The sequence below is a fragment of the Sporosarcina sp. SAFN-010 genome, from assembly GCF_059415065.1.
Genome location: NZ_JBPFDS010000004.1, coordinates 149,811 through 175,548, shown reverse-complemented (window position 1 = coordinate 175,548; position 25,738 = coordinate 149,811). Strand labels below are relative to the sequence as shown.

Annotated in this window: 25 protein-coding genes, 1 other RNA gene, 1 pseudogene and 1 riboswitch; of the genes and pseudogenes, 9 read left to right on the top strand and 18 right to left on the bottom strand. The window is 41.8% G+C overall.

The window, feature by feature from the left end:
- Positions 1-15: 15 nt before the first annotated feature.
- From ACR65F_RS07255 to ACR65F_RS07245, 3 genes are all read right to left on the bottom strand, one after another.
- On the bottom strand, positions 16-1,179 hold the full coding sequence (locus ACR65F_RS07255) for a DEAD/DEAH box helicase (protein WP_440503846.1): 1,164 nt from the start codon (positions 1,177-1,179) through the stop codon (positions 16-18).
- Positions 1,180-1,237: 58 nt separating this feature from the next.
- Positions 1,238-2,707 (bottom strand): amidase family protein, encoded by a 1,470-nt coding sequence (locus tag ACR65F_RS07250; protein ID WP_440503845.1) that lies wholly within the window; start codon positions 2,705-2,707, stop codon positions 1,238-1,240.
- A gap of 75 nt (positions 2,708-2,782) precedes the next feature.
- Complete coding sequence (locus ACR65F_RS07245) at positions 2,783-2,932, bottom strand: Fur-regulated basic protein FbpA (RefSeq protein ID WP_082003357.1); 150 nt, start codon at positions 2,930-2,932, stop codon at positions 2,783-2,785.
- Positions 2,933-3,108: 176 nt separating this feature from the next.
- Here ACR65F_RS07245 and ACR65F_RS07240 point away from each other — a divergent pair, with 176 nt between their 5' ends.
- Positions 3,109-4,329, top strand: coding sequence for a carboxylate--amine ligase (locus ACR65F_RS07240; protein WP_440503844.1), 1,221 nt, complete (start codon positions 3,109-3,111; stop codon positions 4,327-4,329).
- Positions 4,330-4,383: 54 nt separating this feature from the next.
- On the opposite strand, the gene ACR65F_RS07235 is transcribed toward ACR65F_RS07240, so the two are convergent.
- Positions 4,384-5,103 carry a YebC/PmpR family DNA-binding transcriptional regulator gene (locus ACR65F_RS07235; protein ID WP_039042795.1) on the bottom strand — a complete coding sequence of 240 codons (720 nt, stop codon included), beginning with the start codon at positions 5,101-5,103 and terminating at the stop codon, positions 4,384-4,386.
- Positions 5,104-5,269: 166 nt separating this feature from the next.
- A riboswitch (TPP riboswitch) is annotated at positions 5,270-5,375 on the top strand.
- A gap of 79 nt (positions 5,376-5,454) precedes the next feature.
- Between ACR65F_RS07235 and ACR65F_RS07230 the strand changes: the two genes are divergently transcribed.
- The 5 genes from ACR65F_RS07230 (at position 5,455) to yxzF (ending at position 8,453) form a co-directional block, all read left to right on the top strand.
- The gene (locus ACR65F_RS07230) at positions 5,455-6,450 is read left to right on the top strand and encodes an ABC transporter substrate-binding protein (protein ID WP_440503843.1); all 996 of its coding nucleotides are present in this window, start codon (positions 5,455-5,457) and stop codon (positions 6,448-6,450) included.
- Between the two features lie 13 nt (positions 6,451-6,463).
- Positions 6,464-6,754 carry a thiamine-binding protein gene (locus ACR65F_RS07225; RefSeq protein WP_039042793.1) on the top strand — a complete coding sequence of 97 codons (291 nt, stop codon included), beginning with the start codon at positions 6,464-6,466 and terminating at the stop codon, positions 6,752-6,754.
- Positions 6,751-7,536 carry an ABC transporter permease gene (locus tag ACR65F_RS07220; RefSeq protein ID WP_440503842.1) on the top strand — a complete coding sequence of 262 codons (786 nt, stop codon included), beginning with the start codon at positions 6,751-6,753 and terminating at the stop codon, positions 7,534-7,536. Before ACR65F_RS07225 ends, ACR65F_RS07220 begins: the two co-directional genes overlap by 4 nt.
- Positions 7,517-8,251, top strand: coding sequence for an ABC transporter ATP-binding protein (locus ACR65F_RS07215; RefSeq protein WP_440503840.1), 735 nt, complete (start codon positions 7,517-7,519; stop codon positions 8,249-8,251). The genes ACR65F_RS07220 and ACR65F_RS07215 overlap by 20 nt, the downstream gene beginning before the upstream one ends.
- 82 nt (positions 8,252-8,333) lie before the next feature.
- Positions 8,334-8,453 (top strand): small protein YxzF, encoded by a 120-nt coding sequence (gene yxzF / locus ACR65F_RS07210; protein WP_495160520.1) that lies wholly within the window; start codon positions 8,334-8,336, stop codon positions 8,451-8,453.
- A 38-nt stretch (positions 8,454-8,491) separates the two neighbouring features.
- Here the strand turns inward: yxzF and ACR65F_RS07205 are convergent, their stop codons facing one another.
- The 5 genes from ACR65F_RS07205 to ACR65F_RS07185 all read right to left on the bottom strand — a co-directional run bounded on the left by ACR65F_RS07205 (position 8,492) and on the right by ACR65F_RS07185 (position 16,097).
- Complete coding sequence (locus tag ACR65F_RS07205; RefSeq protein WP_440503839.1) at positions 8,492-10,216, bottom strand: AAA family ATPase; 1,725 nt, start codon at positions 10,214-10,216, stop codon at positions 8,492-8,494.
- A 542-nt stretch (positions 10,217-10,758) separates the two neighbouring features.
- Positions 10,759-12,621, bottom strand: a complete 1,863-nt coding sequence (locus ACR65F_RS07200) for an ABC transporter ATP-binding protein (protein ID WP_440503838.1) — start codon at positions 12,619-12,621, stop codon at positions 10,759-10,761.
- Positions 12,618-14,342 carry an ABC transporter ATP-binding protein gene (locus ACR65F_RS07195; protein WP_440503837.1) on the bottom strand — a complete coding sequence of 575 codons (1,725 nt, stop codon included), beginning with the start codon at positions 14,340-14,342 and terminating at the stop codon, positions 12,618-12,620. The genes ACR65F_RS07200 and ACR65F_RS07195 overlap by 4 nt, the downstream gene beginning before the upstream one ends.
- Positions 14,343-14,370: 28 nt before the next feature.
- Positions 14,371-15,423: a sensor histidine kinase gene (locus ACR65F_RS07190; RefSeq protein WP_440503836.1), complete on the bottom strand. Its 1,053-nt coding sequence runs from the start codon at positions 15,421-15,423 to the stop codon at positions 14,371-14,373.
- Positions 15,420-16,097, bottom strand: a complete 678-nt coding sequence (locus ACR65F_RS07185; RefSeq protein WP_440503834.1) for a response regulator transcription factor — start codon at positions 16,095-16,097, stop codon at positions 15,420-15,422. The genes ACR65F_RS07190 and ACR65F_RS07185 overlap by 4 nt, the downstream gene beginning before the upstream one ends.
- Before the next feature lie 191 nt (positions 16,098-16,288).
- On the opposite strand from ACR65F_RS07185, the gene ssrS reads away from it, so the two are divergent.
- A non-coding RNA gene (ssrS, locus tag ACR65F_RS07180) (6S RNA) lies at positions 16,289-16,479 on the top strand.
- A gap of 123 nt (positions 16,480-16,602) precedes the next feature.
- Here ssrS and ACR65F_RS07175 read toward each other — a convergent pair.
- On the bottom strand, positions 16,603-17,160 hold the full coding sequence (locus ACR65F_RS07175) for a helix-turn-helix domain-containing protein (RefSeq protein WP_440503832.1): 558 nt from the start codon (positions 17,158-17,160) through the stop codon (positions 16,603-16,605).
- 111 nt (positions 17,161-17,271) lie between these two features.
- Here ACR65F_RS07175 and ACR65F_RS07170 point away from each other — a divergent pair, with 111 nt between their 5' ends.
- Together ACR65F_RS07170 and ACR65F_RS07165 are read left to right on the top strand one after the other, a co-directional pair.
- Positions 17,272-17,859 (top strand): LysE family transporter, encoded by a 588-nt coding sequence (locus ACR65F_RS07170; protein ID WP_440503830.1) that lies wholly within the window; start codon positions 17,272-17,274, stop codon positions 17,857-17,859.
- A 329-nt stretch (positions 17,860-18,188) separates the two neighbouring features.
- Positions 18,189-18,361 (top strand): annotated as a pseudogene (locus tag ACR65F_RS07165) (transposase); the annotation flags it as partial.
- Between the two features lie 529 nt (positions 18,362-18,890).
- Here the strand turns inward: ACR65F_RS07165 and ACR65F_RS07160 are convergent.
- The 8 genes from ACR65F_RS07160 to ACR65F_RS07125 form a co-directional block, all read right to left on the bottom strand.
- Positions 18,891-19,313 carry a DinB family protein gene (locus ACR65F_RS07160; RefSeq protein ID WP_440503829.1) on the bottom strand — a complete coding sequence of 141 codons (423 nt, stop codon included), beginning with the start codon at positions 19,311-19,313 and terminating at the stop codon, positions 18,891-18,893.
- Between the two features lie 25 nt (positions 19,314-19,338).
- Positions 19,339-19,848, bottom strand: a complete 510-nt coding sequence (locus ACR65F_RS07155) for a heme iron utilization protein (protein ID WP_440503827.1) — start codon at positions 19,846-19,848, stop codon at positions 19,339-19,341.
- Between the two features lie 23 nt (positions 19,849-19,871).
- Positions 19,872-20,651, bottom strand: coding sequence for an ABC transporter ATP-binding protein (locus ACR65F_RS07150; RefSeq protein ID WP_440503826.1), 780 nt, complete (start codon positions 20,649-20,651; stop codon positions 19,872-19,874).
- A 1-nt stretch (position 20,652) separates the two neighbouring features.
- A complete protein-coding gene (locus ACR65F_RS07145) occupies positions 20,653-21,639 on the bottom strand; it encodes a FecCD family ABC transporter permease (protein ID WP_440503825.1) in 987 nt (328 codons plus the stop codon).
- A gap of 17 nt (positions 21,640-21,656) precedes the next feature.
- Positions 21,657-22,637, bottom strand: a complete 981-nt coding sequence (locus tag ACR65F_RS07140; RefSeq protein ID WP_440503824.1) for an ABC transporter substrate-binding protein — start codon at positions 22,635-22,637, stop codon at positions 21,657-21,659.
- A gap of 344 nt (positions 22,638-22,981) precedes the next feature.
- Positions 22,982-23,794 carry a Cof-type HAD-IIB family hydrolase gene (locus ACR65F_RS07135; RefSeq protein WP_440503823.1) on the bottom strand — a complete coding sequence of 271 codons (813 nt, stop codon included), beginning with the start codon at positions 23,792-23,794 and terminating at the stop codon, positions 22,982-22,984.
- 68 nt (positions 23,795-23,862) lie between these two features.
- Complete coding sequence (locus ACR65F_RS07130) at positions 23,863-24,717, bottom strand: STAS domain-containing protein (protein ID WP_440503822.1); 855 nt, start codon at positions 24,715-24,717, stop codon at positions 23,863-23,865.
- Between the two features lie 116 nt (positions 24,718-24,833).
- A complete protein-coding gene (locus tag ACR65F_RS07125; protein WP_052245841.1) occupies positions 24,834-25,616 on the bottom strand; it encodes a 3D domain-containing protein in 783 nt (260 codons plus the stop codon).
- Positions 25,617-25,738 lie beyond the last annotated feature (122 nt).

Here is a 25,738-nt window from a genome sequence, read left to right as displayed (position 1 = left end):
ATGGCGTACTTTTTTTTACTTTTTCTTCTTTTTAGGTGATGAAGGTTTTGGGCCGCTCACAGTTTTAGAATTCCCTTCAATCAGCTTGCCGCCATGCCATACTTTTTGAACTGGTTTATATCCTTTTGCAAGTTTTCGATAATCCCGTTCTTCTGGATAGGATAATAATGTCAGTACTTCACCGTCAGATCCTGCACGTCCTGTTCTGCCAGATCGGTGTACGTATTGCTCCACTGTGTGCGGAACGTTGACATGGATCACATGTGTGAGTCCTTCGATGTCCAATCCACGTGCTGCTAGGTCAGTTGCAATAAGGATTCGGATATCCCCTTTACGAAACTTATCTAACGTATCTTGACGTTCGAATTTGTTCATATCTGAATAGAGAACCGCAATGGGCGCGCCTTCATAGTGGAGTTTCATCTCTTTCATGCGCAACTGATCCACGTTGTTAATGAATGCCAATGCTCGGAGACCCTGGATATGAGACATCCCGCGTAAAAGATCTGTCTTATCTCGTTCTTCTGTTTTCACATAAGAGTGTACGACTTCTCCTGTTGCTGGCATTTCCTCTGCCGTCACTTTCAAACGAACTGGGTCGTTCATGAATCGTATTGCGACATCTTCAATGTCCTCTGTAATCGTTGCTGATACAACGGCTACTTGACGTGTTGAATGGGCAGACTCAATCATATTTTTCACTGATACACGATTTTCACGTGACAGCAGCTGATCGCCTTCATCGAGAATAATATGACGAATCTCTCCCATTTTCAGTTTTTTGTTTTTGATCAACTCGTTGAGTCGACCTGGTGTTCCGACAACAATTGTAGGTTTCTTTTTCAACTTTTCAATTTGGCGTTGCATATTTGCACCGCCAATCAGTTGCGTGACCGTAATTTCCGTCCCCGTAATCCATTCACGAATTACATTTACAATTTGCATGGATAATTCTTGAGATGGGGTCATGATAAGAACCTGAGTTTGCTGTTTAGAACCATCCGCAAGTTCCAGTAGTGGCAGCACATAAGCGAGCGTTTTCCCTGAACCTGTTGGGGATTCCGCAACTACATCACGCCCTGCTAACATTTCCGGAATCATTTGTTCTTGTATCGGCATTGCGTTTTCAAATTTCCATTTTTCTTTAACTGCTTGACTCATTCCTTCTAAAAAGGACATTTCCATCCCTACTTTCGCTCTCTTCCTCTCAGTTTACCACAGTTTGTTATTAGCTTGCTTATTTCTTCTGTGCCATCCTGAACTTGCGACGTACTTGCGTCTGTTGTTCAAAAGCATATGCGTACCCTAGTAAAGACGGTTCAGAATATGCAGGTCCTGTAAATGTTAAACCGAATGGCTCGCCCGAATCCGTCATTCCTGCAGGCACAGTTATAGCGGGATAACCAGCAGCCGCTTCAAAACTGCAGCCATGATCTTGAGGGAACGCTAAGATATCGACACCATTTTGTTCTAAGGCTTTTCCAAGTGCTACCTTTCTTGCTAAGTGACGATTTCGTAGTAGAGCCTCGATATAAGGTTGTTCGACTAGTAAACCAGTCCGGTCATTTATTTTTTTGAGCAGTTCTTGTCCATATCGTAAAGTCTGTTCTGGGTGATTGTTGTTGAAACTAATTATATCCGCAATTGATCGAATGGGATTTGTTATTGGGGTTTTGCCTAAATAATGATTAAGTGCTGCTTTACACTCATGTAAGAGAACATTGTAGCCTAGATCACTTTCTTTTGTTCCAAGATCGATATCTGGGATAATTTTGGCGCCTAATTGTTCTAATATTTTTAATGAATCTTCAAATAATTTCATCCGTTCTGGAGATACTTCGTTTCTAAATACTGAACTCGCGATACCAATACTTATTCCTTGCAGTGATTCTTTTTTTAAGTAGTCAAGACCATGCGTGGAATCATACTTTTGCGAGTAAATTGTTATAGGATCGTCTGGATCTTGTCCAAGTAACACCTCAAAGACGATTGCAGCATCTGTTACTGTACGTGTCATCGGACCCGCCGTATCCTGTGTCACTGATAATGGTATGATGCCGCTTCGACTGATCGCCCCAATTGTAGGTTTCAGACCAACAATTCCATTTTGTGAAGCCGGGTGAATAATCGATCCCGTCGTTTCAGTACCAATCGATGCAACTGCTAAATTAGTCCCAACAGCTACTGCGGACCCTGAGCTGGACCCTCCCACTTCGAACTGTCCATATGGATTGAGCACTTGACCTCCTCTAGAACTCCACCCGTTTGGCATATCAGCAGACATGAAATTCGCCCACTCTGTCATGTTAGTTTTTCCAAGTAGGATGGCTCCTGCCTTTCTAAGCTGTTTAACGAGAAAAGCATCCTGCGGTGCATAGTAATTTTCCAATGCTAAACTACCTGCGCTCGTATGCATGGCATCTCCTGTATCTATATTATCTTTCAGTAAAATTGGTATACCATGTAGCATTGAACGTTTACCTGATATCCTTCTTTCAAAATCGAGTGTCTGAGCGATTTGTAAGGCATGGGGATTTAACTCGAGAATTGCATTAGTTATTTGTCCTTCTCTGGATATCCGATCCATATAAAATAATACTAATTCTTCAGAGCTGAGCGATTCATCTTCCAGTGCTCGTTGAATCATAGTTATGGTGGCTTCATTCACCCATTCGAGTCTACTACGAATTGATTGACTATCGTTCATGTCCATTCACCTCTTCACTAATAGAGTGGTAAAACAAAGCCGGCTAAGGAGAATTTCCTCAACCGGCAATTGCCATTATATGTGCCTATAATATTCTTTCATTAATATAAGTAATGGTAGTTCATAGAGCTGCTTTCCTTCAATCTTGAAAATACCTCGCCCTACTAGCCTTTGGATGACTTCCTCACGCTTCATATCCATTTTTGTTTCTTCAATTTTCAACATGGTGCTTGTTCCTCCTTGAAATGAACCTCATTTTTCTATTCCTTTTTTTATCCAGATTTAAACCTGATTAGGTACACTCCCGCGTAGGCTAACTGTTGTATACCAAAGTGTTTTCCATGTAATATAGAGATTAGGATTTTAGGAACGACAATTCCATCGAGATTTAGGAGGATACAATGAACACAAAAAAACTTCCATTCTTACCAATCATAGTTGGTACAGATATGAACGCATACAACATGGCAATTTCTTTTCACGAAGCCTACCATATCAATCCTGTATTGATCGGGAAAGAGCCGTTATCATTTACACAACTCAGTACTATTCCCTATAAAATCGAGCTCAATACAGAGCTATCTGAAGAAAATAAGTTTGCTGACATTCTAATTAAAATTGCTGCTAAATATAAAGCTGAAGGGCGCGAACTATTACTAGTAGGTACGAATGATTTGTATGTCCGGCTTATCATTGAACATGCAGAACAGTTAAAAGAGCACTTTACTTTCAATTATATCGACCGTGAGCTCATGGACAATTTACAGATTAAGTCCCACTTTTATAAGTTGTGCAAAGAACATGGTATTGATACTCCATTAACATTCTTCTACGATTGCAAAGTGGATGGACCTTTCAAGGAAGACATGAATTATCCTGTAATCGTGAAGCCGAGTGATACTGTTGTCTATAACCAAAACAAGTTTGCCGGACAGCAAAAAGTGTACAAAGTGAACTCTCTGATTGAATTAAACGAAGTCATTGAAACGGTGAAGAATAGTGGGTACAACGAAGAGCTGATCATTCAAGATTTCATCCCAGGTGATGATACATATATGTGGGATTCGGTTATCTATTCAAATTCAGCTGGACAAACCCAGCTCGTCACGTTTGCACAAGTTGTTTTGCAAGAACATACTGTGACTGCAATCGGAAACTACACAGCTGTGATTACACGATACAACGAAGAAATGATGTACAAGTTGAAAAACTTCTTAGAGGCTGTGGGCTATAGAGGCTTTGCGAACTTCGATTTGAAATATGATCCTCGCGATAAGAAATTCAAAGTTTTTGAAGTGAATATCCGCCAAGGTCGTTCTAGTTACTATACAACGGCTCTAGGACATAACATGGCAAGTTATTTTGTGGATGATTTGATCTACAACAAGCAAAAGCCACTAGTATTGCTCAACAAACCTTTCCTGTTCACAGTAGTTCCAAAGATTGTGCTAAAGAAGTTTGTAACGAACAAGGCAGTTAAGAGAGACATTAAACGTCTTTTGAAACAGAAGCAGTTTGTAAACCCGCTGTTCTACAAAGGGGACAAGCATTTGAAGCGGAAGCTTTATTTGTTCCTTAGACAAGTGAATTATTATAAAAAGTATAAGAACAATAATTGGTGACAACTAAAAAAGCGACAAGAGCGTTAGACCGCTCTTGTCGCTTTTTATTGTGTTTTATTCTCCAAGATCTACGTTGTGATAGACTTGTTGAACGTCTTCGAGGTCTTCGATTGCATCGATCATTTTTTCGAATTGCTCAACTGATGCCGCGTCAAGCTCGACATCGTTTTGTGCAAGCATAGTCAATTCAGCGACTGTGAAATCAGTGATTCCTTCAGCTTTAAACGCTTCTTGAACTTCGTGGAATGCTGTCGGATCTGCGTAAACTAGAACTTGCCCGTCTTCTTCGCTAATGTCATTGACATCCACGTCGTGTTCCATCATCAATTCAAGGACGTCATCTGCTGACTTCCCTTCAATTCCGAAAACAGCAGTGTGGTCGAACATGTATGCAACAGAACCACTCACACCCATGTTGCCTCCATTTTTACCGAACGCTGCGCGTACTTCTGATGCCGTCCGATTGACGTTATTCGTTAACGCATCGACGATGACCATCGATCCATTTGGTCCGAATCCTTCGTAGCGAAGCTCATCGTAGCTCTCTTCTCCTCCACCTTTAGCTTTTTCAATTGCACGTTCAATAATTGTTTTCGGTACACTATATGTTTTTGCACGTTCTAAAACGATTTTAAGAGCTTGGTTCGATTCCGGATCCGGCTCCCCTTGCTTTGCTGCTACATATATTTCGCGACCGAATTTTGCATAGATCCGGCTCGTGTTGGCATCTTTTGACGCTTTCTTCTCTTTAATATTATTCCACTTACGGCCCATTTTGACCACTCACTTTCTGTTTGGATGAATCAGAGTAGAAAATCCTTTTCTTAGTATATCATGACTAAATTCATTGCGGAAAGTAAAAAACGCTGAAACTATGAGACTTGCTACTTACAGAAAAGTATGGCAAAGTAATAAGTGAACACCATACAACTTCATCACTGACAATATGTAGGGGTACCGGAGAACCGGTTGAGATGCATGCGACATGCAGACCCTTTGAACCTGATCTGGGTAACGCCAGCGGAGGGAACATATTCATTCCATAATGATTATGTGACGCGTACTTCCGAAAATCGGGAGTGCGCGTTTTTTTGTTGCAGTGTGAAACTCCAGGAGGGAATTTCATTGAAACGAATACTCACAGTTCTGTTTGCTGCATCGCTTCTCACAGCTTGCGGAGCAGAAAACGAACCAAGCTCGTCAAGTGGAGACGACAAAGAAGCTACCCAAAAAGTCCATTTCGCGCTCGATTGGACACCAAATACGAATCATACTGGTTTGTATGTAGCTCAAGAAAAAGGATACTTTAAAGATGAAGGACTGGATGTAGAAATCATGCTTCCGGGCGAAGCTGGTGCTGATCAGCTCGTAGCATCAGGAAAAGCTGATTTTGGAATCGGTGCACAGGAAGCACTCACAGAAGCACGTGCGGCAGGTATTCCAATCGTTTCGATTGCTGCAATCATCCAACACAATACGTCTGGATTTGCTTCCTTAAAAGAGGCAGGCATAGAATCGCCGAAAGACTTCGAAGGGAAAAATTATGGCGGTTGGGGTGCTCCTGTTGAGCAAGCTGTCGTCGAATCCCTGATGGAAAAAGATAACGGCGACAGCAGTAAAGTAAAGTATATCAACATGGGTTCTTCTGATTTCTTCACAGCGATTCAACGTGATATCGACCTTGCCTGGGTATACTATGGCTGGACAGGCATCGAAGCCGAACAACGTGGAATGGAACTGAACATGCAATATTTGAAGGACTACTCAGAGAATCTGGATTACTATACACCCGTCATTACTACAAATGAAAAACTCATTGCAAAAGATCCCGAGAAGGTGGAAGCCTTTGTTGCAGCTGCTGTAAAAGGGTACCAGTTTGCAATTGATCATCCTGAAGAAGCTGCAGATATCTTAATAAAAGCCGTCCCTGATTTAGATCCAGAGCTCGTCAAAAAAAGTCAGCAATGGCTTTCCCCTAAATATCAGGATGACGCACCTCGCTTCGGCGAACAACAACTGAAAACATGGGAAAATTACGCGGAGTGGATGGATGAGAACAACTTGCTTGAAGGCGAATTCAACGCAAAAGATGCATTCACAAACGAGTTTTTACCAAACTAAGGAGGAAATGAAAATGGCGAATGCACTTGTTAGTATTCAAATAATACCAAAGACCCCAAACGGCGAAGATGTCATTCCGTATGTAGATGCGGCGATTGAAGTGATCGAACAATCTGGTGTTCCTTATCGGGTCGCACCACTTGAAACGACGATGGAAGGCGAACTTGGAAACTTGCTCAGCATTATTGAAAAAATGAACACTCGTATGACTGAATTAGGAGCATCAAGTGTCATTTCCCAAGTGAAAATCTACAGCAATCCTGAAGGTGCTTCTATGGAAAAGCTAACGGAGAAATACAGATGAAATCGGCAGTAAATAAAGGATGGCGGCCGCTTCTGGTCTTCATCCTTTTACTCGTTATGTGGGAAGGCGCTGCTCGGCTTTTCGATGTGCCCGCTTGGCTTCTTCCTTTACCTACTCAAATTGCTGAAGAGGCATTCACCGGCTATTCATTGTATGTCTCTCATATTATGTCCACAATCACTCTTTCAGCAACTGGCTATCTTGTCGGAATTACTGTAGGAGTTGTTGTAGCCATTCTGTTATTTCGGATCCCATTTCTTCAGCAAGCCTTTTATCCGCTCCTGATTTTATCGCAAAACATTCCGGTGATTGTACTCGCTCCACTTCTCGTCATTTGGTTCGGGTTCGGGATGCTACCGAAAGTCATCGTCATCGTTCTCGTCTGTTTTTTCCCAGTAACGATTGCTGCACTGGATGGATTCAGACAAACAGATCGAGACATGTTGTACTACTTAAAGATGATTGGCGCAAGCAATCGCCAGATTTTCTGGAAATTGCAATGGCCACACTCATTGCCTTCACTGTTTTCAGGACTAAAAATCGCAGCAACCTACAGTGTTATGGGGGCTGTCATTTCTGAATGGCTCGGTGCGAACAAAGGAATTGGTGTCTATATGACACTCGCTTCTTCTTCGTTCAAAACGGACCGTGTTTTTGTTGCCATTGTACTGATCATGATTTTGAGTTTAACGTATTTCGGAATTATTTTAGCTGTCGAAAAAAGCGTCCTACGTTGGCGAAGTCAAGGAGGGAAAGAATCGGATGGGTCAACTCACTCTTGAAAATCTATCAAAATCATATGGTCTAAACCATGTTCTTCAAGACATTACATTGTCCGTGAAAGAAGGCGAGTTCGTCTCTATTGTGGGTCCTTCAGGAAGCGGGAAAAGCACGATTTTCCAGCTCATTGGTGGACTTTACACACCTGAATCTGGCACAATTTCTCTTGACGGTTCTGTTCTGAATAATTCCCGTGGACATATTAGTTATATGCCACAAAGTCCAGCGCTTTTTCCTTGGAGGACTGTATTACAAAATGTTGAGCTAAGTGCGGAAATTGCTGGTACCAAACAAGACCGTACTAAAACGCTGGAACTCATTAAAAGCGCAGGTTTGTCCGGTTACGAAGATGCCTATCCTAATGAGCTGTCCGGTGGTATGAAACAGCGCGTATCTTTCATCCGCAGTTTAAATGCCCCACAATCGATAATTTGCTTGGACGAACCTTTTTCAGCGTTAGATGAATTCACACGTCTTGAAATGCAGCAGTGGCTCTTATCTATTTGGGAAACGTACAAAAAGTCGATTCTTTTCATTACACACGATATCGACGAAGCCCTGTTTCTATCTGACCGGATTATCGTCCTATCTGACAAACCTGCCGTTGTGAAAAAAGAAATCACCGTTCCTTTTGATAGACCCCGTTCTGAGGAATTATTGATGAGTGACCCATTCCTCGCTCTAAAAAGGGAAATCTATAATCTGTTACGCAGTTAGTTACTTGGGATTCTCTTACAGGTTTAAATACCCCCTCAACATGGGAAAAGAGGGGTATAACTTCTTTTAAGGAGCGAAGCATATGAAAATTACTAAAGTCGTTAAGACAGCTGTTAAATGGGGACCAATTATTTTACCGGTCGTTATGAAATTCGTAAATGATAAAAAGCACAGTGATAAGATTCCTAACCGAAAAAGATAAAAGAGGGCAAGCCATATATTTGGCCGCCCTCTTCTTTATTACGAACTTGGAACGAGTTCTTTTTTCACACCGCACACAATCTCATGCACTTCAGAACCGTCCAATGTTTCTTTTGTATATAATTCATTGACCAAATGCTCGAACTGGCTAGCATGGCCACGTATCAATTCTTCAGTCCGCTCAACAGCGACAGTAAAGAGTTCTTGCATCTTAATTTCTTTGTCGGTTTTACTGAACGTTAACGTGAACCCATCTTGAAGTAACCCCGTGTCGACCATCCGTTCAATAATATCTTTTGCCTGTTGAACGTCTCCACTTACACCAATACTATGTTCTCCCAGGTAGATACGTTCTGCTATACCACCGCCAAGAATCATACTGACTTGGTCAAGGAGTTCACTTGCAGTTTGTAAATGCAGTTCTTTTTGAATTGGCGCAACGTAACCAAGCGCTTGCCCTCTTGGTATAATCGTTGCTTTTCGCACTGAATGTGGTTTTGTAATCGCAGCGATTAATGCGTGACCAGATTCATGAATTGCAACACGACGCTTAGTTAATGGATCATTCATGCTCCTGGACGCATTGCCAAGAATGGTCCGGTCAATTGCAAAATCCATATCGCTCGTGTCTATTTCAGCTCGCCCTTCTCGAATCGCTCGTTTACTTGCCGTTGTAAAGAGTGCACTTATTTGTGCACCTGAAAAGCCGGATGTACTTTCTGCCAACATGTCCAGTGACGCAGACACGTTAGGTGCCAATGCCTTCCCTTTAATATGGATGTCCATAATTTCTCGACGCCCATGTGTATCAGGGAGAGGAACTTGGAAAGAATAATCGATGCGTCCTGGTCGTAAGAAGGCTTCATCCAACATATCTTTCCGATTTGTTGCAGCAATGAACAAAACTCCTTCATTATCCGCCCCGCCATCCAGTTGGACAAGAAGCTCAGTCAACGTTTTCTCAGACTCTTCTCCACCGTGAGCTTTTCTTTTTCCAGCAAGCGCATCCACTTCGTCAATGAAAATGACTGCCATCTCCTGCTTTCGTGCATTTTGGAACATGGTACGGATTCGAGATGCCCCTACACCGACAAAGAGCTCAGTAAATGCAGCACCACTTGAAGAATAGAACGAAGCACCGATTTCATGTGCAATTGCCTGGGCTAGTAAAGTTTTACCAGTTCCGGGTGGTCCTTCGAGCAAGATTCCTTTCGGTGCTTTCACACCAAGTGCTTCCGATCGTTTCGGGTCTTTAATGATATCCAGTGTTTGGTGAATCTCGTCTTTCATTTCTTGTGACAGTCCTCCGATATCATTCAAGGTAATGTCCGGAAGAGGTGTTTCTTTCGATGCGCTATGTTTCATAGAAGCTGCGCCTACACCCAGTTTTCCTTTTTGTTGAAGAATAAGTAACGTGAGAAGCGCAGCTAACAGTAACCCTGCAATTAGGTAACTGGATGCATTTCCACCTGAATACGTATACGAAACGTTATATGTCTTAACAAGCTGTTCTGCAAGTTCACTTTCGGGACGTACATTTGTAACATATAGGTCATTCGCTGTTTTTAAATAGAGAGATCCCGATGAGGTTTCTTTTAACGTCGCACTATCTGCTGCTGCAAGCTTCTGCTCTAACGCAGGGTATGACAGCGGAGTCGCACGATGAGCATCACTTGTTATCCATAACAGAAAAGATGCTATGCCAATGACTAGGAGGGACAGGACGATAAATGTTTTTGAAGTAAACGACTTGAATGACTTCAAATTCCCCAGCTCCTTAAATAAGATATCTCCATTATAGGGAGTCTTTTTATAAAAAGACAATAAGTTATCTTACAATTTCTTGTCTATCTCGTGAACGGTATATTGCACAAATGATAGAATCCATCGCAGGGTCTTACTAAATAATCTTCAACAAAAATACATAAAACGATTTGGTAAAGCCATATTAACAATGAACGACACAACAACAACTAGGGAGGTTTTAGTATCACAAAAGAAGTCCGAAAAGGTGCAAACGGAAACTTTCAAACACTCTCCACAGCAGAAGAAAAATCGAACAAAACAATCAAAAAAATGAAAGAAGAAATTTCACTAGAGTTATCTGAGCTCGGAAATCTAAAACCAAAACACGAGCCGATGACGCCTAACCAACGGGACAAATCAGAAAGAGATAGATCCTATTGATGGAGTAAGTAAAAAGAAAACCAGCGCCTATAATTGACAGGCGCTGGTTTTACTTATGAAAAAATAGCTGGCAGATTACATTGAGATTAAGCTAACTTTGTTTAACAACAGCTCCAACCTCATACCGCAGGATTCGATGAAAACTGGCTATTGTAGAGGTCTGCATAGAAGCCATCTGCTTCCAACAACTCATCGTGCGTATCTTGTTCAATCACACGTCCTTCATCCATCACCAAAATGAGATTAGCATCTCTAATAGTTGAAAGTCTGTGTGCAATGACAAAGCTCGTGCGCCCTTCCATTAACCGATTCATCGCTTGTTGAATGAGTAACTCTGTTCGCGTATCGACACTTGAGGTCGCCTCATCCAAAATCATAATCGATGGGTTCGCTAAGACTGCCCGGGCAATTGTGATCAGCTGTTTTTGTCCTTGAGAGATATTGGATACCCCTTCGTTCAGAATCGTGTCATAGCCGTCAGGGAGGGTCCGGATGAAGTGATCCGCTCGCGCAGCAATTGCAGCTTCAAGAATCTCTTCTTCAGTTGCTCCCTTCTTGCCATACGCGATATTTTCTTTAATCGTTCCATTGAATAACCAAGTATCCTGCAAAACCATTCCAAACGTTGTACGGAGATCCGTTCTAGACATCTCTCGTGTATCAATACCATCGATTTTAATTGCGCCACCATTCAACTCATAGAAACGCATCAGTAAATTGATTAACGTTGTTTTACCAGCACCCGTAGGACCGACAATTGCTACGGTTTGACCAGGTTGTACGTGAATGTTCATGTCTTCGATTAATAACTGATCGCCATATCCGAAATCGACATGTTCAAACTCAACCTCGCCTTTGGCTTCTTTCAAAGTCGCAGTCGTAACTTCCGGGATTTCTTCTTCTTCATCCAACAGTTCAAACACACGCTCCGCTGCTGCAACGGTGGACTGAATGATGTTAGCAATGTTCGCAGTTTGCATGATTGGTTGTGAAAATTGACGGGTATACGTGATGAACGCTTGTATGTCACCAATCGAGATTGCACGTTGTGTAACCAGGATTCCACCTACAATACAGATCAGCACATATCCTAGGTTTCCGATCAGTGACATCATCGGCATGATGATTCCAGAGATGAATTGTGCTCGACGCCCTGCATCATATAATTCCTCATTCACTTCAACAAATTCTTCAATCGCCTTTTTTTCGTGTCCGAACACTTTCACCACTTGATGGCCAGTGTACATTTCTTCAATATGACCATTCAGTTGCCCCAATGTCCGCTGTTGCTTTGCAAAATACGTTTGCGAACGCTTTATAAGTGGTCGAATGACAAAAATAGAAAGCGGTAGACTGACGAGTGCGATCAACGTCAACCATGGACTAATCGTTAGCATCATCACAAGTATTCCGACCAATGTGATAATCGAGGTGATGAATTGCGTAATACTTTGTTGTAACGTACTTCCAATCGTGTCAATATCATTTGTCACACGACTCAATGTGTCCCCAACTGGGTGTCCATCAAAATATTTGAGAGGTAGTTTTTCCAGTTTATAATTCACATCTTCCCGTAAATCATAAACCGTTTTTTGCGATACACTCGACATGATGAACTGTTGTAAGTAAGTGAACACACTACTGAATACGTATAGACCAGCTAACAAAAGTAATATCTTCCCGAGGACATCAAAGTGAATCATAGCTCCAGGAACACCTGACAGTTTTCCGTAGGCACCTGTAAAGATTTCAGTGATCGCATTCCCCATTATTTTTGGACCAGCAATACTAAATAATGTACTGAGGACCGCTGCTATGAATACAGCCATCAATTGATTTCTACGAGGTTTTAAGTACCCGAGCAGACGGCGTAATGTCCCTTTGAAGTCCTTTGCCTTTTTCCCAGCCATCATCATGTTGCCACCGCCAGGGCCACCCATAGGGCCTCCTCCACGTGCGGGTTGTTGTCTCTTCTCACTCATGCGATTTCCTCCTCTGCAAGTTGAGATTCGACGATTTCACGATACACGTCATTCGTTTCAAGAAGCTCTTTGTGTGTACCTACTCCAGCGAGTTGGCCACGATCCAATACAAGAATTTGATCGGCATCGATGACTGTACTGACACGTTGGGCAACAATTACAACTGTCGCTTCCTTCGTTTCCTCTTTTAACGCAGAACGTAAATTGGCATCTGTTTTATAGTCCAGTGCTGAAAAACTATCGTCAAATATATAGATATCTGGTTTCCGGATGAGTGCCCGTGCAATGGACAACCGTTGCTTCTGTCCACCTGACACGTTCGATCCGCCTTGTGTGATTTCAGATTCATATCCCTTTTCCATTTTGACAACGAAATCTTCCGCTTGCGCAATACGCGCTGCATGTTCAATTTCTTCTTTTGTTGCCTCTTCTTTTCCAAAGCGTATATTCTCTTCTATCGTCCCTGAGAATAGCGTCGCTTTTTGAGGAACGAAGCCAATCTTCGAACGAATCTCTTCTTGAGAAGATTCTTTACTATTGACTCCGTTGATACAAATCGAGCCGCCCGATACTTCGTAAAACCGAGGAATCAGATTGATCAATGTCGTTTTTCCAGCACCAGTACCTCCGATGATTGCTGTCACTTCTCCAGCTCTTGCTTTAAAACTAATGTCCGACAATGCAGGTTCATCCGCACCTGGATAATAGAATGATACTTGGTCGAATTCCAATGTTCCCGGTTCTTTATCTGCTTTCAGAGATCCTTCATCCAAAAAAGTCGGCTCCATTTCCAGCACTTCGTTAATCCGTTTCGCGGAAACAGCTGCACGAGGAATCATAATGAACATCATCGAAGCTGTCACGAGTGAGAACATGATCATCATGACATATTGGATATATGCCATTAAATCACCGATTTGCATCCCTCCACTGTCAATGCGCATTCCACCGAACCAAATGATCCCCACAACAGTTAAGTTCATGACGAGCATCATCGTCGGCATCATGAATGCCATCAATTTGTTCACTTTAATAGAGACATCCGTTAACTCCTTATTTGCATTTTGAAGGCGCTGTTGCTCTTCTTTCTCACGATTGAATGTACGGACTACCCGGATTCCCGTTAAGTTTTCCCGGAAAACCAAGTTCAGACGATCGAGCCTCTTTTGTACGGTTTGGAATAACGGAACTCCTTTTTTCAGTATTAACACGATTGTCAAAATCAGCACCGGCATGATTGCTACGATAACAAGAGACAATTTCGCATCTTTCGAAAGGGCCATAATCAGACCACCGACTAACATGATTGGTGCACTGATGACCATGCGTAGCATCATAATAACCACTTGCTGAATTTGCGTAATATCGTTCGTCGTTCTAGTGATCAAAGACGCTGTTCCAAGTTTGTCAAACTCTTGTAGTGAAAAACTTTCAACGTGACGGAATACTTTGTGTCGAATGTCCCGACCCATCCCAAGCGCAGCTTTTGATGAAAAATAACTAGCAACAATCGCAGCCAGTGCGCTTACTGCAGTGACACCGAGCATGGCAGCACCGATTTTCCAAATATACGGAATATCCCCTACGACCACGCCTTTATCGATAATGTCCGCCATCAGCGTTGGGAGGAACAAATCCGCCATAGATTGGATGAAAACCAATCCAACAATCGCTACAACGAGCCACTTATATACAGATAAATTTTTCAATAATTTTATCATACTACTGACTCCTTACTTCATTTTCTAGTTACCCATTTGAAATTGGTAAGTGAATGGTGAAGACAGTTCCTTCATCAGTCTCACTTTCCACCATAATCGAGCCTTCGTGCATATCAATGATTTTCTTTACAATGGACAAACCTAATCCACTCCCACCAAGAGCTCGATTTCTGGATGGATCCACTTTATAAAAACGTTCAAAGATGTGCTCTTGATGATCCGAACTAATTCCGATACCAGTGTCTGAAATCCTCACTTCTGCAACTTCATTTTGTTTACGAAGCTTGACTGCAAGCATTCCTCCATCTGGCGTAAATTTAATGCTATTCGTAATGAGGTTCAGCCATACTTGATCCATTAGCTCTTCGTCTGCATGCACTTCGAATTCATCTAACGAAATATCCAATTGAAGCGACTTCGCCACCCATTGCGGCTCACACGATAAGAGAACTTTTCGGATTTGCTTATCCAATCGATAAGTTTTCAATTCAAAAGGATATCTATCCGACTCCATGGAGGTTAGCTTGAGTAGATTATCACTCAAATGACCAAGCCGTAAGCTTTCTGTTTCAATGATATTCAAATAATGATTTCGCTCTTCCGCAGTCAATTCACTTCTCTTCAACACCCTTGCAAATCCACTTATGGAAGCGAGTGGAGATTGGATTTCATGAGAAACATTGGAGATGAATTCTTGCCGCATCTCCTCTAGCTCTTTCAGTTCCACTGCCATATCATTAATGCCTTCCACAAACTTTTCAAAAGGATGATTTTTCGCATGACCAAACTGGTGATTCAGTCGAACATTAAAATCACCTGCTGAGATTCTTTTCATCGCATCGATGATCGATGTGAGAAATTCCATACGCCGTGATACACCCGCTAACGAGACGAGCCAGATCGTGAGGAAGAATAAAAGAATTGTGAGGATTGTTTTTATAAAGCCCTCACTAAAATCAGTTAAGTGGAAGTTCAATAAATCACTGATGTATCGAAATCCGAAGTTCACGAGTGCTGAGTAGATAAAAACCAGTACCCAAAACGAGCAAACTACTTTGAATATATGAATGGCTTTTTTCATGTGATTGCCTCTAAGCGATATCCCAATCCACGGACAGTTGTAATTTTTAAATCAGTTTCGAGCGAGGTAGGAAGTCGCTCTCGCAAACGATTAATATGAACGTCCACAGTCCGATCCGTTCCTTCATAGTCATATCCCCATATCGTTTCGATCAACTGCTCTCTGGAGAATGTTTTACCTGGATAACTTGCCAACAAAAAAAGTAGTTCAAATTCCTTAAGTGGAAGTTCCAAACTTTCTCCAGCTAGTTCCACCTCGAAGGTTTTTCGATTCATGGATAGACTTCCCACGATTACAGTTTGCGAAATCGCGATTCGATAACGTTTAAGTAATGCTTTGACCCGCGCGACCAACTCAACAGGTTCAAAGGGCTTGACGAGATAATCGTCTGTTCCTAGTTCGAACCCTTTCACTTTTTGTGTCGTATCCCCTTTTGCAGTAAGCATGAGCAACGGCATGTCATATGATTTACGTAATTCACGACACAGCTCCCAGCCATCCATATTCGGCATCATGATGTCCAAGATAACCAAGTCCGCCTTGAATGACTCAAGCTTCGATAACGCTTCTAACCCGTCGCACGCAGTGGCCACTTCAAATCCTTCAGGAAGCAAAAAGAGTTTGACCAGCTCCCTCATATGCGGGTCATCGTCTACAATTAACACCTTAGCCATAGCACAATCACTCCTTCGCATTCATCCGCTGCTGATAAAATCAATTCACATCCGCTCACATGATTTTATAATAGTACACAATTGTAAACTCAGTATAAACTTATTAAAACTTATCTTCCCTATTCTTATCTCCTACACCCGCACACAAACATTTCCATTGCATTTCTTCTAACGTAGCAGTAAGATAAGTACATAAGCTGCATTGTTCGTATTCCCATAAAGTTTTAACCTTTAAGCTGTAAAAGGGAGTTTTATATAGGCTGGGAATGACACGCCGATCATTTATGGTCGGACAGACAGGAACAGTTCTGCGAACACCCACTTTGAGGAGTGGTGGTTTAAAACTTTCTATGAACCGTAATACGGCAAAGGCGGCCATAACGAAAACGCACCTTCCCATGTGGAGGGTGCGTTTTTTTTTGCCTTTTTGCCGTTGAGGTTAAACTGGGGTTAAAATTCTAAAGAACTGATGAATAATCAACGGAATTATCACATCTGAACTAACCTACATGCTTGGATAATTAATCGTCATATTGAGTCTGGTCAATTTATTACCTGGATTGTGATAGGCGTGTTTACAGTCAGCTTGGAATCTGATGGCGTGATCTTTCTCCAGTAAGTAGTTTTTCCCTCGTATCGTCAATTCGAGCTGCCCATCAAATACAGTTATGTATTCCTCTGTGCCCTCATGATGGGGATCCGCTAATAAATATCCTCCCGGTTCGATTTCTACCATATATATTTCAAACTGCTTATCATTTTCGAATGGGAAATATGGATACACTCTATATTTTCCATCATTACCCGGTAACTCTAATATGTCGTTTTTTGAAGTTACCGTTACATCATTCGCCGATTCCTTAATCAAAGAAGTAAAAGAAACCTTTAATCCATTCGCTATTTTCCACATGGTCGTTATTGTTGGAATAGAGTCTCCCCGTTCTATTTGACCTAACATTGTTTTACTGACTCCTGTTAATTCCGAAACTTTGTCTAAACTATAGTTGTTAGCCTTTCTGTAGGTCTTCATATTTTCAGCTACCACTACATGTATTTCCTTCACATCGTAACCTCCATTCCCTATTTACATTATAACGTCCATAAATTACACTATAAAGCACAAGACGTTATCATGCGTTTTTGTTCACTATAGCATACAAAGAGGAGGGCGGTTATGATGTCAATGTTGTCACTATTGGTTGATGCCTTTGTTGCAAGTTTCACTCCTGGCCCCAATAATATTATGTCGTTGTATTATGCCAATAAATTCGGGTTAAGAAGGACTTTCAGATTTTGCTTAGGCGTCGGTCTTGGATTTTTCATTTTACTCATATTCGCTAATTATTTTAGTGTTGCATTAAATACCGCTTTTCCAGAAGTCGAGTTGATTATGAAGTTATTAGGTTGTCTTTATTTACTTTATCTAGCTTATAAAATCATTACGAGCAAACTTGATGAAGAACAGCAATTTAATAATCGATACAACAATCTAATGTCCGGTGCTATGTTGCAATTCATCAATCCTAAAGCAACTATTTATGCCATTACAGTCACATCAACATTCGTGACGCCTGTTTATGACAATTATTTGACTCAGTTTATCTTGGTGATTTTGTTAGCTGTGATTGGATTTTTAGGGACATACAGCTGGAGTTTGTTTGGAGCATTATTCAAGGAATTGATCGCTAAATATCAGACGGTTTTCAATATCATCATGGCTATGTTACTTCTTTATACGGCGGCCACGATTTTGTTTCACTGAATTGTAGTCCCGCAAAAATAGACATAAAAAAAAACGCAACCTCTACTTGTAGGATGCGTCAGACTGTAGACAAACTCTGTTAAACATGGGGATTGCCTACAGTCTTTTTTATTTTTCAATAGAATTAACTATGAAAAGTTGATTTCCCCTGCGAGCGGACGCTTTCCGAGGGGCTTGCTCTCAGCCGCTTCCCTCGCCTTGCTCAGTCCAGGGTCTTCGAGCTTCGCTTATCCCTCCGGAGTCGCCGCTCTCCGCTACAATCAACAGTATCTCCCAACTATCAAATGAGGTAATGGGAATGATGATGAAGAATCAAAGAACGGGAACAGATGGTGATGCTTTCAATCTATCAGTTTGTTCCGCAAGACCATATCTGGTCTGTAAATTAGAGGCAGCACTTGATTTTCCCTTCATTTATCCATTGGTTGCACATTTATATTCCCTATTCAGGATACCCAGTATAGACCCTGTTGTTCTCAATAAAATGTCATTCATTCAATACACTAAGCCATCTTAGGATTGTCCATCGCATACCATACTTCTTCTTGGCATCGACAAAGACTCGTTCACGGTCTTTTTACATTTCCATACAGCTATTTGATTTCATATCGGTGTCTCAAGTCTTCTGTTACATCTAGTTAGTCTTGCCAGCTGGACATGGAGCCCCCAATTGCATTCTTTGCTTGAATGATGTGAATGTGTCATGGGACATTCAGTTGATTGAAGTGCAGGACGGCGACTCCTGGGGATCAGCGAAAGCTGTCACGAAGAACAGCTTTTGCGAGTAAAAGCGAAGCGTTAGGAGCACGTGTTTTCGAAGACCCCGCAGTAGCGAAGCGACGAGGAGGCTGAGGGCAAGCCCCCGGAAAGCGTCCGTCCGGAACGGAAATCAACGGTCTGTTATCCTTCATTTTCAGAGTCAAAGATGCAAAAAACAATAGGGATGGAAGTCAAATCGACTTTTCTCTCTTTTTTCTACAGTCTAACGCATCCTCTACATGTAGGATGCGTTTTAGAGTAGCAATTCTTTTTTATTCACATGAGCCATTTTTCTGTATCAATGAAATCTGCCCTGCATGCATCCCTGTATGGTACATCAGACGTCCTACTGCCTCCAGAGGTGAAGAAGAACCCATTGGAGATTCCACTGGAGTTCCCCATTGGTCTTCGGGAAGTTCTTGCATCGCTTGGACTAAATGTGCATTGGAAGCTGCCAGTAACTCCACAAGGTCCTGTAACGATTCTGATGAAGTTTGTGCAGGATATTCAGGTTTTGTTTTGCCGAAGAACCACTCTGCAAACATATATTCAACTTCAGCCGTATGATAAATGAGCCCACGGATGGAAGACTTACCTAATGTAAGATTAAGATCTGATTCTGGTAATGCAGACGTCGTTTTTGTAAAGCGTTGACGCAGTGCCTCCCAAATTGGGAGTACAGTCGTATAAGACATATAGTAATTCTCCTTTTGGTTAGACTCAGACGTTTGCTTTGTTCTTTTTGTCGACAACTACGTGTGTGAAGACCTCACCTGAGATGTCCGCATCGAAAGCCATTCCAAATCCAACGACATAACGTCCCATTGACGGTGTCAGTTCGAATAGTGAGAAGTCGAGTCCGCGAAGCACATCCAACAATTTTGAATCGAACTGTGTATTGAAAAGCTCGAATATCTCATCGTGTCCAGCGTTTCCAATATTCTTTGGTGTGCAACGCATGCGCATGCGTTCAGTTGCAAATGGATTTTTAGTCGTAGACTCATCCGCAATCATCATTGCATCGATCCACTCACTATTCTCCATATGGTAATAATGTTCTGCAACTTGGCTTATGTAAATGTACAACTTGCCGTCTTTCTTCACAAATGGAGCACAACTTGTAAACGGTTTCCCTTCTCCATCTAACATAGATAAGACAAGCCCTTTACGTGTCTCCATAAATTCCAAATAAGACTTTTTGTATTTTTCTAGGTCGATTGCTTTCGCCATGTCGCATTCCTCCAGTAATTTAATTATCGTGCTGTCCGTAATAAATGAATACGGGGTTTTCGTTCTGCATGATTGTACATCACTTCAGAATCCATTCTATAGACTTCCCGGATCATCTCTGTTGTCATAACCTGATCCGGTGTACCGCACATCGCCTTTTCACCACTTTGTACGACGATAACTCGATCGCTATAATGGGCCGCCTGGTTTAAATCATGCAACACCATGATGACAGTCATGCCCATTTCCTCATTAAGCTCGCGCACAAGTTCTAGAACCTCGTGCTGATGGGAGATGTCTAGGTACGTCGTGGGTTCATCCAATAGAAGGATTTGAGGTCGTTGTGCGAGTGCCATTGCAATCCATGCGCGCTGCGACTCTCCCCCTGAAAGGGAAGCGACAGTTCGTTCTTGGTAATCCGCTAAATGAGTTCTTTCTATCGCCCACTCGATAATGTCCCGGTCATCGTTAGTCAATTTTTCAAACCAACGCTTATGTGGATACCTCCCATATGAAACAAGATCGTATACCGTCATATCACTTGGTGCCTGATTTTTTTGACTAAGCATACACAACTTGCGGGCAATTTGTTTGGGATTCATCGCCTTCATGTTCATGCCACCCAGTTCCACCGAACCAGATTGGTAGGGTATTTGGCGAGAAATAGATTTGAGTAACGTCGACTTCCCAGATCCGTTTGGGCCGATAATCGATACGACTTCTCCTTCTTCTACACTAAATGAAAAATCGTTAATTACCTTTTTCTGTTCATATTGAATTGAAATTGAGTTTACCGTTAACATATTAAAATACACTCCTTCTCATCAAATAAAGAAAATAAGGTCCTCCGATTACCGCCATTAGAATCCCTGCTGGAATTTCAAGTGGCGAAAACAATGTTCGGCCACCTGTATCCGCCACTAACAACACTAATGCGCCAAGAGCCATGCTCATCGGCATCATATACTTGTAGTTGGAGCCGACTAAAAATCTGGCCATATGTGGAACAATGAGTCCGACAAATCCAATCATTCCAATTGCCGCAACAGAAATGGCAGCTAAAAAGACCGCTAAGATGGAAAGGATAATCCGGATACGATTGACGTTTTCACCTAGGTTAGCGGCGACTTGGTCTCCCATTCGAATCACATTTGCTTTTCTGATGGCAAAGAAGGATAAAATCCAACCAACGATTGCGTAAGGAAGAATCATGGAGACGACTGAATTCCCCTTTGCTGCTAAACTTCCATTCATCCACTGGACGGCAGAAGGAAGTCGGTCGCTGTAAATAATCGACAGATAACCGACCACTCCACCGCATAATGCATTGACCGCAACTCCAGCTAAGATAATTGAAATAGGTGAAATCCCGTTTCTACGCCAGGCTAGCGCATAGACTATCGTCGCCGCCAGCAACCCGCCAATGAGCGCAGCGAGCGGCATGAACTGGGTATACTCAGGCTTCGCCAACATAATGACTAGAACAAAAACAGCCGCTCCACTTGTAACTCCTGTTAGACCTGGATCTGCAAGTGGATTTCCCATGACAGCTTGCAAGATTGCCCCGGAGATCGCGATATTCGCCCCTATAATCAAAGCCAAAATCACACGTGGCAATCGAATATTGAAAATAATCGTGTCGTTTACATTGCCAGCCGTTGAGTGAAAGAGTGTCTCTAAAATATCAGGTACTGAGATTCGAATACTTCCTAATCCGATCGCGATCACCGCTGTCGCAATTGCTAGAAGAAACGTAATGACAACAATGAGTCCGCTTCGTGATTTAGTCATACAACGCTCGCCTCTCTTCATTCATAAAAATAATTTGAGATATCGGTAAGCGCCTTTTCTGCATTTTTAATAGACGTGACACCAAACACTCCGTAGTCCAATACTTCAATTTTGTCGTTCTGATAAGCAGAAAGCTTAGTCCACGTATCATTGCTCTCTACTTCTTTTTTGAAGGCGTCTTCAGAGGCACCATGATCTCCTGAAGCTAGTACGAGGATGATGTCAGGATCTGCGACGACAACGTCTTCCATATTAATTGGTGAATAACGATCTTTCACTTTCAAAACAGATGTCGCGATATTGTCAGCACCCAATTTTTTCACTAAGCTTCCAACATATGATTCATCATTCATGACCATGAACGAATCCGCAGTACCGATAACAAGTAATACACTAGGTAAGTCTTTACCTTTTCCTTGCTCTACTAATTCGTTCTCTTTAGATACTAATTGGTTAAGGACTTTGTCCATTTCATCTGTCTTATCAAAGTATGTTCCTAGTGCTTTGAAACTGAGTTTCAAATCATCGAACGAATCGGTTGGAAGATAAGCTGTTGGTAGATTCATGCCTTCCAAGCTTTTGTCTAACGTGCTACGCAATGACTCCGCCCCTAAGATTAAATCAGGCGTCAAACTCGTAACCACTTCAAGATCCGGCTGCATAGGAGATCCGATTTGATCGATCTTTTCAAAGTTTGCCGGTAGTGGGTTTGTTGAAGTTGGCACGCCTACTGGTGTTACATCTAGTAAATCAAGCATCTCTGCTAATGGCACAGATGTCGTAATAATCCGTTCAGGTGAACCTTCAGGGAATTCGGCAAGTGTATCTTTTAGTTCTTTTTCATCCACACCGTCAGCCGTTTTCGTATCCGCTTTCTCTACTTGCTCAGTGTCACTCGCTACTGGTGTTTCTTTTTTAACTTCTTCTTTCTCTGTTGGTCCACATGCAGTTAAGACTACAAGCAACCCAATTGATAATCCAGTTAAGATCTTTCTCAATTTAGTTCCCCCTAAATATGTATTAGTACAAGGTTTTACAATTCTCTTGAATGTTTAATTGAGAATGAATTTCATTTTCAATGATAACCATTCTCATCGATAAATGTCAAACTATTTTTTAATACCTCGTATTTTTAGAACTTATGGGGCATTTCCAAGATGATAAGTAGCAAGAATAATGATTCCTAATTCACTAGATGAGTTACATGGATTTAACTACAAAGAATCTAGATATAGTTTTAAAGTGAACGCAAAAAACCCGCTATCTTTGTGGAACAATAGCAGGTGAATTTCCTATAGTCGTTAAGTTTTAAGGTTCAAAGCAAAAGATGCTATACAAACTTTTAGTGATTGTTGTGCAAAGAAACTTCCGCTTCTTCTAACAATCCACAAGCAAGTAAGCCTTTTAATATGCCGTCGTTTGAACATGTATCAGTTACAAGATCCGCCTTTTCCTTTAACTCTGGGATTGCATTCCCCATCGCGATTCCTGTGCCAACGAATTCAATCATTTCAAAATCATTCGGCCCATCCCCGAATGCGTAACTATTTTCAACAGGAATATCAAGGTGTTCCATCAATTTACGAATACCAACTGCTTTTGATGCGCCTTTTGGCAACATGTCCACCGCATTTTCATCCCAGTGAATAAAGACATAATCCTCTTGATAGCGATCTTTGTAAGACTGCATATCATCCATATTGCCGTACAACTGAATTTGGTGAACAGGTGAATGAGCGAAGATTTCTTCATCCACTTCCGGATACTTCAGCTTCAGTCGACCTAGACTTCCAGCAACGAGTGGATGTTCAGCTGCATTCGCGGCGAACACTTCCGAATTGGAGTACGTAATGCCATGTCCATTTTCTTTCGCAAGCGCACTCAGTTCTGTCAGAATGTCCGTGTTCATCGGATTGGAGAATAATTCGTTGCTTTCATATACAACATGTTGGCCGTTCATAGAAACATACGAATCGAATTCTAATTCAGTCAGTAGTTCCTGGAACATTCTTGGGGCGCGTCCTGTACAAATGACAGTAATGACTCCTTTTTCACGAAGTGCATGCAATGCTTCTTTTGTTGACGGCAAGATGGTTTTGTCATGACTCATTAATGTACCATCCAAATCAAAAAATACGATTTTTTTATTGGTCAATTCCATTCCTCCTAGCGAACTTGAACTGAATATAATCTTGCACAATTCAAGCACATACCTTTAATGCTTCAGTCCACTTTCTTCACAATATATTTGTCTTTTAAAGCTTGTTGCAACGAACTATGTGTTTCAATCGTTGAGAAGTCCAAACCTAATTGGATGGATGTCTGTGCGATTTCAGGACGAATTCCAGTGATAGTCGACTTAACTCCAAGCAAGTTAAGCACTTGAATGACTTCATAAATTTGATTGGCGACCATGGTATCGATAATCGAAACACCAGATAAGTCGATAAATAATTTTAAAATATCTGCTTCCATACATTTAGCAGGAACGACTTCCAATATTGCCTTTGCGCGTTCAGTATCGATATCTCCTACCAATGGTAAAATTCCGATATTCTCGTTAATTTTAATAATAGGAGAACTCAGCTCATCGATCAGACTTTGCTGGGCATTTAAGCGTGTCGTCATTAAGGTAAAGTACATGTCCGAGAAGGCTGTCAGTAATTCGTCAAACGCTAAATGGATCGTCTCTCCCCACTGTAAAACAACCGCAACAGGAACAGTTTCAGGATGCTGTCCGACAAAACGTTCAATTTGCCGCCAAAAAACTTTTCGTACACGACTAATGGCATCGACCACTTCAGATATCGACGTATTTGATGCAATACGGCTCTTAGCAATCAATTCAGCCCATTCCGTTTTTTGCTCCTCAAAGTTCCCGCTAGGACCTAACAAACTGCTAGCAATCGTTCGGTTCGTTAAATTGTTCTGCTCTCTCAACGTTTGCTCAGTGGCTACACCCGCATCACTTGAGTAGATGGACTGCTGACCAGGATCACGAAGTGCAAGCCATTCATCTGTTATTGTTTTAATATTGTCCATTAAGTAGATATTTAGTTCCTTATTCCAATCTATCATCGTTTGTTCTACTCCTGTCTCATACTAATATGTACACGCTTCCCCTCTGTCCATCTTACATTATAATCGAATTTTTTGCAGAAAAAAACCGGAGAGTCGCCTCTCCGGACAGGTATTTAATTTAGAACCTTGACTCTAACTTTTTTTACGCCCCAAGCCATTGCTGAATTTTGCCCGGGTATGAACACATCAATTTTATGACCTTTAATTGCGCCGCCTGTATCACCAGCAATCGCTTCTCCATATCCTTCCACCCATACTCGTGAGCCAAGTGGAATGACAGAAGGGTCTACCGCAATTACTTTTTGGTTCGGATTCGCACGCAAGTTAATGCCAATCTTTGTCGTACCGGAACAGCCGTTGCAATATGCGGTATATGCGGTTGCGGTCATGGTAAGCTCTCTTCCGGTCTGGGTTGAAGCAGGAACCGTTGCAGGAGCAGAAGCGGTTTTAGTCGAAACCACTTTCTTAGTAGCAGGGGTAGCATTCGTTTCCTGTTTTGTTACCGGAGCTGCAGCAATAGCCTGTTTCATCTTTTTCATATTAGTTGTTGAACCTGGTGCGTCTAGAGAGACATTCAATACATCTCCCGGGTGTATGAGTTCGCTTGACAGCCCATTCCACTCTATTAATGATTGCAAGGGAACGGAGTGAGCTAACGCAATTCTGTATAAGTTATCTCCAGGTTGCACTTTGTACGTAAGAGAAGTTTCCTCTTCTAACAGTGGGTTATCTGCAATAAGTTCGGATCCAACTGCAGGTTGGAATGGATAGACATCCCGACCCTCTGTAGCTTCAGATTCATCTACTGAATCTGATTCGTTCGACTCGGCAACAACAGGTGCTGCTAGCAGTACAATTGCCAACAGGAAAACAATTGCTTGTACAATCTTTTTCAAATGAGTTCCTCCTTCAATGATTAAAAATGCGCGCCGCTTTTATCAATCTTTCGACGCTGTTTGTAAGTATTACCACTCATATACTTTTTAATCATTCATTTGATAAATGAAGAGTTTCTCAA